Source organism: Methylobacterium sp. NEAU K, from assembly GCF_030700285.1.
GTDB lineage: Bacteria > Pseudomonadota > Alphaproteobacteria > Rhizobiales > Beijerinckiaceae > Methylobacterium.
Genome location: NZ_JAUYZJ010000012.1, coordinates 135,737 through 148,792, shown reverse-complemented (window position 1 = coordinate 148,792; position 13,056 = coordinate 135,737). Strand labels below are relative to the sequence as shown.

Annotated in this window: 15 protein-coding genes and 1 rRNA gene; 5 read left to right on the top strand and 11 right to left on the bottom strand. The window is 69.8% G+C overall.

All coding sequences use genetic code 11. From position 1 onward, the window contains the following. Together Q8W67_RS12470 and Q8W67_RS12465 are read right to left on the bottom strand one after the other, a co-directional pair. A 16S ribosomal RNA gene (locus Q8W67_RS12470) occupies positions 1 to 115 on the bottom strand; the annotation flags it as partial. Between the two features lie 648 nt (positions 116 to 763). Continuing rightward, positions 764 to 1,285, bottom strand: coding sequence for a DUF2244 domain-containing protein (locus Q8W67_RS12465; RefSeq protein WP_305545802.1), 522 nt, complete (start codon positions 1,283 to 1,285; stop codon positions 764 to 766). A 20-nt stretch (positions 1,286 to 1,305) separates the two neighbouring features. Between Q8W67_RS12465 and nth the strand changes: the two genes are divergently transcribed. Next, the gene (nth, locus tag Q8W67_RS12460) at positions 1,306 to 2,064 is read left to right on the top strand and encodes an endonuclease III (protein ID WP_305545800.1); all 759 of its coding nucleotides are present in this window, start codon (positions 1,306 to 1,308) and stop codon (positions 2,062 to 2,064) included. Positions 2,065 to 2,285: 221 nt separating this feature from the next. Continuing rightward, positions 2,286 to 3,080, top strand: coding sequence for a phosphoribosylaminoimidazolesuccinocarboxamide synthase (purC, locus tag Q8W67_RS12455; protein ID WP_043350657.1), 795 nt, complete (start codon positions 2,286 to 2,288; stop codon positions 3,078 to 3,080). A 6-nt stretch (positions 3,081 to 3,086) separates the two neighbouring features. Here the strand turns inward: purC and Q8W67_RS12450 are convergent, their stop codons facing one another. The 4 genes from Q8W67_RS12450 to Q8W67_RS12435 form a co-directional block, all read right to left on the bottom strand. After that, positions 3,087 to 4,706 (bottom strand): glycosyltransferase, encoded by a 1,620-nt coding sequence (locus Q8W67_RS12450; RefSeq protein WP_305545798.1) that lies wholly within the window; start codon positions 4,704 to 4,706, stop codon positions 3,087 to 3,089. Between the two features lie 10 nt (positions 4,707 to 4,716). Then, a complete protein-coding gene (locus tag Q8W67_RS12445) occupies positions 4,717 to 6,594 on the bottom strand; it encodes a glycosyltransferase family 2 protein (protein WP_305545836.1) in 1,878 nt (625 codons plus the stop codon). Between the two features lie 157 nt (positions 6,595 to 6,751). After that, positions 6,752 to 7,387: a hypothetical protein gene (locus Q8W67_RS12440; protein WP_305545797.1), complete on the bottom strand. Its 636-nt coding sequence runs from the start codon at positions 7,385 to 7,387 to the stop codon at positions 6,752 to 6,754. 23 nt (positions 7,388 to 7,410) lie between these two features. Continuing rightward, complete coding sequence (locus Q8W67_RS12435) at positions 7,411 to 7,899, bottom strand: invasion associated locus B family protein (RefSeq protein WP_305545834.1); 489 nt, start codon at positions 7,897 to 7,899, stop codon at positions 7,411 to 7,413. 245 nt (positions 7,900 to 8,144) lie between these two features. Here Q8W67_RS12435 and Q8W67_RS12430 point away from each other — a divergent pair, with 245 nt between their 5' ends. Next, a complete protein-coding gene (locus Q8W67_RS12430) occupies positions 8,145 to 8,519 on the top strand; it encodes a hypothetical protein (protein ID WP_305545795.1) in 375 nt (124 codons plus the stop codon). A 24-nt stretch (positions 8,520 to 8,543) separates the two neighbouring features. Here Q8W67_RS12430 and Q8W67_RS12425 read toward each other — a convergent pair whose 3' ends face one another. From Q8W67_RS12425 to Q8W67_RS12415, 3 genes are all read right to left on the bottom strand, one after another. After that, positions 8,544 to 9,278 carry a M48 family metallopeptidase gene (locus tag Q8W67_RS12425; protein ID WP_305545793.1) on the bottom strand — a complete coding sequence of 245 codons (735 nt, stop codon included), beginning with the start codon at positions 9,276 to 9,278 and terminating at the stop codon, positions 8,544 to 8,546. 95 nt (positions 9,279 to 9,373) lie between these two features. Further along, on the bottom strand, positions 9,374 to 9,916 hold the full coding sequence (locus Q8W67_RS12420; RefSeq protein WP_305545832.1) for a prepilin peptidase: 543 nt from the start codon (positions 9,914 to 9,916) through the stop codon (positions 9,374 to 9,376). Between the two features lie 151 nt (positions 9,917 to 10,067). Beyond that, a complete protein-coding gene (locus Q8W67_RS12415) occupies positions 10,068 to 10,232 on the bottom strand; it encodes a Flp family type IVb pilin (protein ID WP_122161362.1) in 165 nt (54 codons plus the stop codon). Positions 10,233 to 10,530: 298 nt separating this feature from the next. Here Q8W67_RS12415 and Q8W67_RS12410 point away from each other — a divergent pair, with 298 nt between their 5' ends. Both Q8W67_RS12410 and Q8W67_RS12405 read left to right on the top strand, forming a co-directional pair. Then, positions 10,531 to 11,025 (top strand): pilus assembly protein N-terminal domain-containing protein, encoded by a 495-nt coding sequence (locus Q8W67_RS12410; RefSeq protein WP_305545789.1) that lies wholly within the window; start codon positions 10,531 to 10,533, stop codon positions 11,023 to 11,025. A 214-nt stretch (positions 11,026 to 11,239) separates the two neighbouring features. Continuing rightward, positions 11,240 to 11,917 (top strand): metallophosphoesterase family protein, encoded by a 678-nt coding sequence (locus Q8W67_RS12405; protein ID WP_305545787.1) that lies wholly within the window; start codon positions 11,240 to 11,242, stop codon positions 11,915 to 11,917. 95 nt (positions 11,918 to 12,012) lie between these two features. On the opposite strand, the gene Q8W67_RS12400 is transcribed toward Q8W67_RS12405, so the two are convergent. Further along, a complete protein-coding gene (locus Q8W67_RS12400; protein ID WP_305545785.1) occupies positions 12,013 to 12,396 on the bottom strand; it encodes a DUF423 domain-containing protein in 384 nt (127 codons plus the stop codon). After that, on the bottom strand, positions 12,393 to 13,046 hold the full coding sequence (gene yihA, locus Q8W67_RS12395) for a ribosome biogenesis GTP-binding protein YihA/YsxC (protein ID WP_305545783.1): 654 nt from the start codon (positions 13,044 to 13,046) through the stop codon (positions 12,393 to 12,395). Before yihA ends, Q8W67_RS12400 begins: the two co-directional genes overlap by 4 nt. Between the last annotated feature and the right edge of the window lie 10 nt (positions 13,047 to 13,056).

The following is a 13,056-nucleotide window of genomic DNA, read 5'->3' as shown; positions in this document are numbered from 1 at the left end:
TTCCCACGCGTTACTCACCCGTCCGCCGCTGACACCACAAGGATGCCCGCTCGACTTGCATGTGTTAAGCCTGCCGCCAGCGTTCGCTCTGAGCCAGGATCAAACTCTCACGTTGAAGAGATTGATCTGGCCGATCACGTATATTCTCAGACGGAGCCTCACAATCGACCGGCCAGCGCTTCACAGCGTAAACCGATCGGTGAGCTCAAAAGAGAAATACAGATCGGCACAAGTCTCTCACGCCAGGACCATAAGCCCTGGCCGCAAGGACAACGCCGTCCGCGTCTCCCTTCCTCAAATCCAACAATGTCAAAGACCCCGCGCCGCCGGACAGATCCGGACCGCGGCGGACGACACGGAAACCCGGGATACAGCCCCGGCTACCCGCTTGTCCGACTGGGAGAACCGTGATACCGGACCGACCATTCGGTGGTCCGCCTCAGCGGTGGAGGGCGTCTAAGCCCCGCCGATCCCCCTGTCAACCCCGCCGCAAACCGCCGAAACGACCGCCACAGAGCCGGAACCCACAGACAAAAACAGAAGACCGCCCGGCTAACCCGCCGGACTATCCCGCCGATCCTGTCAGAAGATGCCTCAGCGCCCGGTCCACTCCCGCGGCCGGCGCCGATGACCGGGGTATACCCACCACCACCCAGGCCGTCAACACCCGCGCTGCGGTGCGATCGTTTTTCTTGCCTTGCCCCGATGACAGGCGCGCGACGCGCGGTCCGGCGGCCTCGCCTTCAGTAGCCCTTCTTCACCTTCAGTAGCCCTTCTTCACCTGGGCCAGCGCCGCGCCGAGGCCCTGGGCGATCCGCGCGCGCTCGTCCGGATCGGCGTCGCGCGCGACCAGGGCCTGCTGGCGCCGGGAGACGAGCGTGAGGCGCTGGAGCCCGTACTCATCGTCCTCCACGGTCACGATCTTGGTCCAGAGCGGGTTGAACCGCCATTCGTGCCGCTCGCCCCGATGGCTGACCCGGGCGAGCAGAATCTCCAGCTGCGAGATCATCACCTCCTCGAACGAGCGTCCGCGCCGGAAGCTGACCTTGAGGGCGGCGTAGATCGCCAGCATGTCGAGCCCGAAGAACCCGGCCACCGGCCAGAAGCCCATCCGCCAAGCCCAGACCGAGACGGTGAGCGAGACCAGGCAGCAGCCGGTCATCACCACCCGAAAGCCGAGCCGGCTCAAGGATTGATGCGGCCGGATTGTCGCCGAGAAGACCGGCCGGTCGATCGTGTCCGGGTCGAGCCCGTGCGGGTGTACTGATGGATTGCCGCTGACCATGCGATCCATATAACGCGCGGATGCCCGCCAGAAAGACTCTTCCGCCCATCAAGAGGAGCGCTTGCGCGGGTTCCGCGGAAGGACCCGCGTCCGGGCGCCTCGCCCCGGCTTCGACCGCGCAGGTCGAGCCTCCGCCGGAGGCGGTCGATGCGGCGACACTCGCGGAAATCTTCCGGCGATTCCACGCGGCCGAGCCCGAGCCGAAGGGCGAGCTGCACTACGTAAACCCGTTCACCCTCCTGGTCGCCGTGGTGCTGTCGGCCCAGGCGACCGATCGCGCCGTGAACCTCGCCACCCGCCCGCTCTTCGCGGTCGCCGACACCCCGGAGAAGATGCTGGCGCTCGGCGAGGAGACGATCCGCGCGTACATCCGCACGATCGGGCTGTTCAACACCAAGGCCAAAAACGTCGTCGCCCTCTCACGCATCCTCGTCCAGGAACACGGCGGTTCCGTGCCGGCGAGCCTGGAGGCGCTGCAAGTGCTGCCCGGAGTCGGCGCCAAGACCGCAAGCGTCGTGCTGAACATCGCCTTCCAGGTGCCCCGGATCGCGGTCGATACCCATATCTTCCGCGTCTCGAATCGGATTCCGCTCGTCGTCGGGACCACCACCGACAAGGTCCAGGCCGGACTGGAGGCGATCGTACCGGAGCCCTACCGCCTGCACGCCCATCACTGGCTGATCCTGCACGGCCGCTACACCTGCAAGGCGCGGCGCCCGGAATGCCCCCGCTGCCTCATCGCGGATCTCTGCCGATACCCCTCGAAGACCACGGCGTGACCGCGGCTTGTACCGAGGCCCGGCGGCAGCGTTGCGTACGTCCGGACCGCCGCCCGCAATCCCGCCCTGCGGGCTAACGCGTTGTGCTGGAAGCCCGCTTCGGCTAGTTTGGCGGCTGGTAGCCGGGTCCCTCGGGCAGAGGCCATTCGGCTGCTCGACCTCGCGTCCGGTCGCCGCGCCGCGGATTCCTCCCAATCGTCGCGCATCAGGAGCCTCGGCCCATGGACTTCCTCAAACCACGGTACACGCCTATGAACCGCCGCCGTCGCATCTACGAGGGCAAGGCGAAGGTCCTCTACGAGGGGCCCGAGCCCGGCACGCTCATCCAGCACTTCAAGGATGACGCGACGGCCTTCAACGCGAAGAAGCATGAGGTCATCGACGGCAAGGGCGTGCTGAACAACCGGATCTCGGAATTCGTCTTCCAGCACCTCAACGACATCGGCGTGCCGACGCACTTCATTCGCCGGCTGAACATGCGCGAGCAGTTGATCCGCGAAGTCGAGATCATCCCCCTCGAGGTCGTGGTGCGCAACGTCGCCGCCGGTTCGCTGGCGACGCGGCTGGGCCTGGAGGAAGGCACCCAGCTGCCGCGCTCGATCATCGAGTTCTACTACAAGAACGACGCGCTCAACGACCCGATGGTGTCGGAGGAGCACATTACCGCCTTCGGCTGGGCGACGCCGCAAGAGATCGACGACATCATGGCGCTGGCGATCCGCGTCAACGACTTCCTGTCGGGCCTCTTCCTCGGCGTCGGCATCCGCCTCGTCGATTTCAAGATGGAGACCGGCCGCCTGTGGGAAGGCGACATGATGCGCATCGTCGTGGCCGACGAGATCTCACCGGATTCCTGCCGCCTGTGGGACATCAAGTCTTCGGACAAGCTCGACAAGGACCGGTTCCGCAAGGACCTCGGCGGCCTGATCGAGGCCTATACCGAGGTCGCCAAGCGGCTCGGCATCATGTCGGAGAACGAGAAAGTCCAGGGCAGCGGCCCGCGCCTCGTCCAGTAGGCGCGCTCAGGCGAGCGGGCGGCGCAGCGACGCCGCCCCCGCTTCCGGGAAGCCCGCGCGCAGCCGCGCATGGGTCGAGAGGTCCGGGTCGAAGCCCGGGTGATAATGGGGGTCCTGCGTCAGCAGCGGCCCCCATCGTCGTCTGAGGGCGACGATCTCGCGCTCGTGGCGCGCGCGGGCCTCGGGGGTCCAGCGGCGGCTCGCAGCCTCCCGGTGATGGAGCACGGCGCCCGGGACCAGGAGCGTGCGGTGGCCGGCCGCGTTCAGGCGCAGGCACAGGTCGACATCGTTGAAATCGACGGCGAAGACCGCGTCGTCGAAGCCGCCGACTGCCCGGAATTTCTCCGCCTCGACCACCAGGCAGGCCGCCGTGACCGCCGAGACCGCGTGCGTCGCGTTCAGGGCCGAGAGATAGCCCGGCGCGTCTGCGGGGAAGTGGCGATGCGCGTGCGTGACGAGGCCGCCGGTGCCGAGCACGATGCCGCCGTGCTGGATGCGGCCTTCGCCGTCGAGGAGCTTGGCGCCCACCGCCCCCACTTCCGGGCGGAGGGCCTCCCGCGCCATCAGGGTCAGCCAGTCGGGCCGGAACGCCTCGACGTCGTTGTTGACGAACACCAGCAATTCGCCCCGGGCGCGGGCGGCGGCCGCGTTGTTCATGGCGGCGAAATTGAAGGGCCCGGGACAGGGCACGACCAGCCCCCTCCCCTCGCGCTCCAGGGCTCGGAGGAAATCCAGGGTCTCCGGTTCGCGGCTGTCGTTGTCGCAGATCAGGATCTCGATGGACGGCCAGTCGGTGCAGGCCCGCATGCTGTCGAGGCAGGGGCGGAGCAGGTCGAGGCGGTCCCGGGTCGGTACGATGATGCTGACCAGCGGCCGGGGATCGGGGAGCGGGTTCGCGACGCGCAGGAGACCGTCTGCCGCGCGGGTGATGCGCCATCCGGAGCGACCCACCCGGTCGAGATGGCCGCGCAGGGCCTCGCGATGGCGCGCCTGCGCCCCCTCCCCAGCCGGCCACGCGTCACCGGTCGGATCCCCGCGCCGGACCGAGAGGATCTCCGGCACGTGGCCGATCGCCTGCGGACCGTACCGCTCCGCGATGCGGAAGGCGGCATCGGACGGGCCGTTCGGGCGCACGTCCGGGTCGAGGGAAGCGCGCCGGCATGCGAGCAGGGGTCCGAGATAGTCGAACGCGGCGAGCCGGTCGGGGTCGAACACCGGCGGCAGCAGCGGCAGGACGGGGCCGTCCGGCCGCCTCTGCACCAGCGCATCGCCGTAGAGGGCCTGGAGTTCGGGGTCGGCCGCGAAGGCCGCGGCGATGCGCTCGGGAGCGCCCGACACGAGAACGCCGTCGCCGAGGACGAGGATATCGTCGCCCGGCATCCCTGCCGCGGGCGGGACGCGGTCGAGGATGCGGGGCGGCCGGGCCAGCCGGTGGTCGATCCCGATCAGGGCGGCGAGCTTCTGGCGGGCGCGCAGGCGTCGGCCGGTGAGACGCGCCGAGAGGATCTCGCCCGTCGCCCGAGGGTGGCCCAGGAGGCATCGCACCGCACCGAGCATCCCGCGCCACGAGCGACGCGCGGTCCCGAGATGCAGGTCGTCCTCGATGGCCGGCCCAAGCCTCGTCATCGGCGCGCCGTCATTCCAGATCCTCGCCGAAAGTCGTGAGCGACAGGGCGGGATGGTAGAAGGGATCGTGGCGGATCGCCTCGCGCCAGCGTTCGGAGAACCGGGCCGCCTCCTGTTCGAAGCGCGCGCGCTTCGCGCCGACCGAGGGCCCCCGGCTCACGGATTCGAGATGCGCCAGCGTCGCGGCCGGGGTCCACACCGTCTTCCAGCCGGCGGCGCCGAGCCGGAGGCAGAAATCGACGTCGTTGAAATCGACCGGGAAGACGTCGGCGTCGAAGCCGCCGACCGCGAGGTATTTCTCCCGTGCGACCGCGAGGCAGGCGGCGGTCACCGCCGAGACCTCGTGCGCCACGCGCAGGCGCCCGAGATGGCCGGGAGTGTCGCCGGGGCGGCGGCGCAGGATGTGGCCCGCACGTCCGCCGAGGCCGACGACGACGCCCGCATGCTGCAGGGTTCCGTCGCCGTAGAGGAGCTTCGCCCCCACGGCCCCGACCTCCGGCCGGCAGGCCTGGCGGACCATCGCCTCCAGCCAGCCGGGTTCCAGCACCGCCACGTCGTTGTTGAGCAGCACGACGATCGCGCCCGAGGCTTCGGCGACACCGGCATTGACCATCGCGGCGAAGTTGAACGGCTGCGGATCGACGAGGATGCGAACGCGCGGGTCGCGGCGCAGGCCCTCGTAATGCGCCAGCACGGCGGGATCGGTCGAGCCGTTGTCGACGATGATCAGCTCGATCGCGGCATAGGCGGTCTCGTGCAGCACGCCGCGGCAGACGCGCGCGATCAGATCGAGCCGGTCACGCGACGGGATGACGATGCTGACCTTCGGCGCGGGGTGCGGCAGCGGCCAGTCCAGGTGGACGGCGCCGTTGCGATGCGTCGCGCGGATCGGGACTGCCAGATCCTTGAGACGCACATCGAGCGCCCGCGCCCGCGCCGGCGTATCGAGTCGATCCTCGGCGGTACGGGCGAGAACGCGGGGGATGTGGGCTCCCCGCGCACCCGCGGCCGCGGCGATCTGGAGGGCGAGAGCAGCTTCCGCCATGGGTCCGATCGGCCCGGGCGGAGATCCGGTGATGACGGAGCGCGAGAGCAGGCAGGCACGCCCCTGGTAACCGGTGGCCAGCGCGAGATCCGGGCTCCAGTCCGGCTTGAGCCGCGGACGACCGTCGGCGCCGATCTCATCGCCGTAGGCGAAATCCGCGCTCGCGAGGGCGTGCGCCAGCATGGCGAGCGCATCGGGGACGAGGCTGTCGCCCGGCCGCAGCAGGCACAGGGCATCGGCATCGGCGATCAGATCGGCGGCGGAAGCGCCGCCATCCCAGGCCCGGTGATCGGCCCGGCGGTCCGGCAGGGCGGGCAGCGCGCCCTCCCAGGCGACGCGGGTGGTCAGGGCGGTGTGGGTCTGGGCGACGAGCGCGTCGAGCGTTCCGGCGAGCGCCGCCTCCTCACCGGACCTGGCGAGGACGAGGCATCGGATCCGCAGGTCGGACGGCGGGATCCCGACCGGCCGGGACCGCACCGCGGCCCAGGATGCGAACCGCGCCATCGGCGTCACCGCGCAGGTGCCGCGCAGGATATCGCGGTAGCGCCGCTCGGACCCGCGGGCGCGCTCCCAGAGTGCCGAGACGAAGCGCCAGGGCCGGCGCAGCAGGCACTGGACCAGCACACCGGCCTCGCGCCGGGCACCGACCCGCTCCAGCACGCAACCGGGAGCGGCCGCGAGGCGGATCTCCCGCGCGTCCGCCGGGATCAGGCCGAGCCAGTGCGCGACGCCGTGCGCGGCGCCCGGAAGGATGAAATCCTGCGGCATGCCCTCGGGCCCGCGCAGGACACGGACGATCGGCCGGCGCGGCGCTACGATGGGGTCGCCGCTGTAGCTCAGCACGATCCAGCCGGCCGGGTGGTCGGGGAGGACGAGGCGGCGATCGAACACCGGGTCGTCGGTCGGCTCCAGCCGGAACCGCGTCGCGCGGCCGAGCCAAGACTCGCCGCGTCCCGCCTTCGCCGTCAGCGGGACCAGATCGACGAAGCGCGCCGCAGCGTCACTGGGCAGCGTCGCCTCCGCCGGCGGATGTCGCGGCGACCGCCGGCTTCCTGCGCCGCGACTTCGAGGCGGCGGCCTTGCCGCCGGCACCCTTGCCGCTGCCGATACCGACGGTAATCTCGTAATCCTCGGCTGCCGCGGGCGGAACCAGGAGCTCGTCGGCAACGATGGTGGCAAACCCCTGCGCCTCGCCGGGCCCGACCACCACGCTGGAATGCTCGTTGCGGCTGGCGATCACCTTGCCGTCGTGGCGGATCTGGATCGTGACCGGCACGTCGAACCGGCCCGGCGCGCCCGCGGGCCCGAGCAGGACGTTGGCCTCGACCCCGACCTTGACGGTCACCGAGCCGTCCTGCCGCCGGGCGCATTCGCGGGCGAGGCGGCCGAGCGAGAACTGGGTCCTGACCGCGCTGCCGGCGATCGCACGAAGCGCCGCCCCGTTCTCGGCCACCTCGACCGTCGGGCAGTAGGGCGGATCGAGGCTCGGCGGCTGAGACGGCGGCACCGTGGTGCCCCCGAACCTGAGCAGGTTGGAGAAGACGTTGCCCTCCTCGGCCCGGGCCGGCGAGGCGGCGAGCGACGCGGCGACCAGCAGGCCAGACACGCCTACGGAAATGTCTCGCAATCCGATCATCGCACGGCTCCGGGGCGGCATCGTCATTTCAGGCTGTCGAACCCGGCCGCGAAGCCTTTCATCGAGAGCGGAATGCCGACGCCTTCCTCTGGCGTCTGGAACACGATGAAGGTCGCCTGCGTGCCGTTCTTGAACTGGCGGATCAGGCCGTCGTCCATCACCACCTCGGCCACGCAACCGGTGGTGAGGCAGCGCACGAAGCCGGCCCGACCGATATCGGTCTGGTCGATCTTCAGGCCGAGGCCGGAGGGCAGCAGCACGCCCAGAGGCGCCACCACCCGCAGCAGGTAGCCGCGGTTGTCGGCCGTCTTCAGGACGATCACCACGAGGGTGAGGTTCGGGCGGTCCTCGGCGGCGAGGTATTGCACCAGGGCGCATTGCTCGGCCTTCGCGCCGGCCGGCGTCTCGCAGCGCAGTTGCCAGTCGTCGAAGGTCTTGCGCACCATGCCCTGGGCCGCCGCAGGCCCCGCGGGCGCGAGCGCCGCGGCGGCGATGGCGAGGAACAGCGGCAGCGCGGCGCACCGGGCCGGGCGCCGAAAACGATCGAGCCTCGCGTGAAGCGGCACTACCGAACCCTTCGGAACGCCCCGCGCCGAGGACCGGCGGGAGCCGTAAAATCGGGCGTGTTCCGACCATGGTCCGCCCTGCGCTGTCAAGCGATGCGGGCTCGGGTGTTGCTCCATGACGCTACCCGACCGCCGAGCTCCGGCCTAAATAGGGTTCGGTCATTCCTCCAGCGCCGGAACCTGAAGCTGTGATGCGCCCGCTCGCCCTCTCGGCCGCCTGCTTGATGGCCACCCTCGCGCAGGCCGGGGCGCAATCGCTGCCGGTCGGCGAGACCACCTACGTGGAGCACTCCCTCAACCGCTCGGACACACTGGTGGTCGAGCATCCGCCGGTGGCGGCGAACCCGTACGGTCGCCGCAACGGGCAGGCCGCGATCGCCGGATATTGCCGCGAGGGCGGCCTCGTCCGCCGGCGCGATCAGTTCGGCAACCCGGTCATCATCCGGCAGCGCGAGGTCTGCGACAGCGTGGCCCCGCGCACGCTCGACCCCGGCGAGGTCGATCCGCGGCCGGCATGGCCCGGCGAGGTGGTGACGCGCCAGAAAGTGCTGCGCGCCAGGGGCTGAACCTCTGCGGCCGCCGCGGCCCGCTCAACCGTAGCGGTGGAGGCTGGTGCCGTTGCGCTTCAGCCAAGCCTCAGCGGCGTCGACATGCGGACAGAGATCGCGCAGCAGCGCCCAGAACCGGGCCGAGTGGTTCATCTCGCGCAGGTGCGCCATCTCGTGGGCGACGAGGTAGTCGAGCACCATCGGCGGCGCCAGGATCAGGCGCCACGAGAAGTTCAGCTCGCCTCGCGCCGTACAGGATCCCCAGCGGCTGCGGGTGTCCCGCAGGGTCATGCGCACCGGCCGCTGGCCGAGCAGCGGCGCGTAGCGCTCCACCGCCTCGGCGAGGTCCCGCTTCGCCTCGCGGGTCAGGTAGTCCCGGATCCGGCGCGCGACGTGGGCGGGATCGCACGAGACCGAGATCACCGGCTCACCGCCGTCGCGCTCGGCGCGCACCGCTCCGCTGCGGGTACCGCGCAGGTGCACGCGGTGGGGCTCCCCGCGGAGCGGCAGGCTGGCGTCCGGCTCGAAGACCACGCGCACGGGGACGCGCGCCAGCCGGGCCGCGATCCAGCCGGCGTGGCTCGTCGCGAAACGCTCCGCGGTATTGACGGGCGTGCGGGTCGGAAGGGTGATGACGACCTCGCCGGTGGCGGACGAGACCCTGAGGGTGATCCGCCGCGCGGTCGGACGCCGACGGAGCGCGATGCGGAGGCTGGCACCCTCGTGCTGGACCTCGAGGTGGTCGGGATCGGGGCGACGCAGCAGCGCGAGGGGCATGGCGCACTTCTAGCTTGGCGCGAACCCGGGCTCCAGATCTTGACGTCCCGAAACGACGTGACGCGCCGATGTGACGGTCCGGACCGCCGATCGCGTCAGCCGGCGAGCGCGCGGGTCCAGACCTCCGTCTCCGGGAGGACGATCAAGGCGGCGCCTGCGAGCGCAATCCCGTACGGAATGCCGGTCTTGGCGTCGTGAAGGTGCAGCGCAAACGGCAGGCGGGCGATTCGGCGGGGCAGCGGATAGGCGCGCGCGGCCAGGAGCGCCAGGGTCAGGGCACCACCGAAGATCGACGCCGTCAGGAGGTAGTCGCTCAGGCCGTCAAAGCCGAGCCACAGGGCCGTGGCGGCCGCCAGCTTGGCATCGCCGCCGCCGATCACCCCGAAGGCGAACAGCGTGAAGGTCGCCGCCAGGACGATCGCGCCGGCGCCGAGATGAAACCCGATCTCGGACCAGCTCATAGGGCCAGTCGCCGCAAGCACGGCGAACCCCGCGACGAGGGCCAGCGAGACCCGGTTCGGGATCAGCATCGTCAACAGGTCGCTGGCCGCTGCATAGGCCATCAGGAACGGGAACAGGACCAGAAGGCCGAAGCCCGCCGTGCCGAGACCTGCGATCGCTGAGCCTGCGCCAACCATCTCGGGGCCAACCATGTCCATGCCTGCCGGGGGAAGCGGCTCGTCGGTCGAGGCCGCTAGCCAGAAGAGCCGATCCGGCCGGCCGAGGCTCCATCGCCTGGAGCGATGAAGCCTCGAACCTGCCGCAGATCCTGCCCGTCGGGAAATCCGATCAGTTCAGGTTGCCGGAGATCGCGCTGAACTTGGCGGTGAGCGAGGTGCCGACGGTGCGCAGCGCGCCGATGATGACGACGGCGATCAGGGCGGCGATCATGCCGTACTCGATCGCGGTGGCACCGGACTCGTCCGAGGCGAAGCGCGAGAACAGGGTCTTCATGAGGTGCGATCCTTCGATCAAGAACTAGCGGCGTGAAACTTTGGATGTGACCGACGAAGATTTTTACGTCTCGATCGGCGGCTTTCACAGACTGCCGAATACGCCTTGAAATTCGGTTAAACCAAGCCTCGACACCGCCTCGGGCACGATCCACTTCAAGCTTGGTGAAGGATCGGTTGCGACATCGCCGAACATATCCATGCCTCACGCATGCTTAGCGGTTCCTTCACGGATCTTCGGATAACTCTTCGACCCAAGGTGGTGTCCCGTGCACCGCTTGCAGTCCCGAGCACCCCCGATGCACCGCACCCTGTCGAATGCGGGCCGAGCCGGCCTCGTCCTCCTGCTCACCGGCGCCTCCGCGGCGGCCGCCCAGCCGGAACCGCTCCCCGTGGTCACCGTGCTCGTGGACAACGCCAAGGTCATCCGTCTGCCGGAGAAGACAGCGACCGTCATCGTCGGCAATCCGATCATCGCCGAAGTCACGCCGCAGAAGAACGGCGTGCTCGTGCTCACGGGCAAGAGCTTCGGCTCGACCAACCTGATCGCGCTCGACACGGCAGGCGCGATGATTGCCGAGACGATGATTCGGGTCGAGGCGTCGCAGGACTCGACGATCACGGTCCAGCGGGGCCTGGACCGGGAATCGCTGTCCTGCACGCCGAATTGCCAGCCGGCGGTCCAGCTCGGCGATTCGGCGAAGTTCTTCGACACGAACAGCGGTCAGGCCGATTCCCGCCGTAAGCTCGCCATAGGCGGCGGCGCCGGAGTACCCCAGGCAGCGGAACATTGAAGGGCGCCGGCATCCCGGCCGCGACATCGCGCCCATCCGGGAATATGTCCCTCGCCTCGCTGGCTCCCGCAGGCCAGTGTGACAGCCGCAACGCCCGGGTCGCATAGGGCGGCGGATTCTGAGGCAGCTTGGCGCTGCGTGGTCCGGCCATCGCGGCGCAATGACCGATCGCGGGCGCCTTGCGGAGCGCGCGTCTCCCGTAGACGATGGCGCGATGGGGTCAGGGACGCTTACCTACGCGATCGGCGATGTACACGGGTGCGCCGTCCAGCTCGACGCGCTGCTGGAGCGGATCGCGGCCCATGCAGGCGACCGCGCCCACCGCCTCGTCTTCCTGGGCGACTACATCGACCGGGGTCCCGACAGCGCCGCGGTTCTGCGCACCATAAGCCGCCTGCACTGGGCCGAGCCCGAGCGGGTCGCCTGCCTGATGGGCAATCACGAGCGCATGCTCCTCGACGCCCTCCAGACACCGCAGGCGACGGAGCACTGGCTGGCCAACGGGGGCGACGCCACCCTCGAATCGTTCAGCGCCCGGGAGGTCGGCGGCCTGCCGCGCGACACCCTAGACTGGATCGAGGCGCTCCCGACCCTGCACGGGGATGAGGCCCGCTGGTACGTCCATGCCGGCTTCCGGCCGGGCACCGCAGTGCCGGATTCGGACGTGCACGACCGCCTGTGGATCCGCGAGCCGTTCCTGGACGGAGACCATGATTTCGGCCGGTACGTGATCCACGGCCACACGCCGCGGCAGGATGGACGCCCGGAAGTGCGCCGCTTCCGCACCAATCTGGATACCGCAGCGGTCTATGGCGGTGCATTGACCGCCGGCGTCTTCTCCGACGCGCAGGGGCCGGCACTGGAATTCCTGCAGGTCCGCCCCGGGAGTTAGAGCCTCGTCCGAAGGGCGGCCGGCGAAACGCGCCAAAAAACGATGCAGGACGAGAGGATACCATGCCGTTCCGGACGCGGTATCCAGCACGGTTGCTAGCCGCGGATCCGCACCGGCACGAGCGCACAGAGGATCCCCGCGATCCAGCCGGCCATCAGTGAGAAGCCGCCGGTGGGCGCAGCCATCGGGAAGAGCGGCCGCTGCAGCCAGGTCCGCACCGAGAGGTCGCCGCAGAACAGGACAAGACCGAGGACGAGGAGACCTGCCGCGGCCCGCGTCAGGCCGGGCCGCGCAAGGCCTGCGGCGCCGAGCCCGGTGATCACCAGGATCGCGGGCGCGTGGAACAGCAGGAACTGCGCGGCCGTCTTGAGGGAATCCGCCCCGGGGATATGCGCCGCGGCGGCGCTCAGCGCGACGCCCAGCAGGCCGGCGAGGCAGGCCAGCGCGACGAGCGCGCGATCGAGCCTCGACACCCTCATACGCCGCGCTCGGCCAGAAGCCGGGCGATCGCCGCGCGCAACTCGGGCACGCCGAGATCGTCGCGGCTGGAGGTGAGGATCACCTGCGGAAAGGCCGCCGGACGCTTGGCCAGCCCAGCCTCAATGCCGGCTATGCGGCTTGCAACCTCGCCCTTCTTCAGAGAATCGCCCTTGGTCAGAACCACCTGATAGCTGACCGCGGCCTTGTCGAGGCCGTCGAGCACGTCCGTGTCGATCGATTTGAAGCCGTGGCGGGCGTCGATCAGCATGAATACCCGCGCGAGACTGGAACGGCCCTTGAGATAGGCGTGGACCAGCTTGGTCCAGGCTTCGACCTTGGCCTTCTCTACCGCGGCGTAACCGTAGCCCGGCATGTCGACGAGCGACAGGCGCTCTCCGATCCGGAAGAAGTTGAGCTGCTGGGTCCGCCCCGGCGTGTGCGAGGTGCGTGCCAGGGTGTTGCGGCCGGTCAGGGCGTTGATCAGGCTCGACTTTCCGACATTCGAGCGGCCCGCGAAGGCGATCTCGACGCCCTCCATGGGTGGCAGCCGGTCGAGGGTCTGGGCAGCCGCGTAGAAGTCGGCGGCGCCGGCGAACAGCAGGCGGCCGGCCTCCTTGAGGCCGGCCGCATCGTCGTCATTCTCGGTCACAACAATCCTT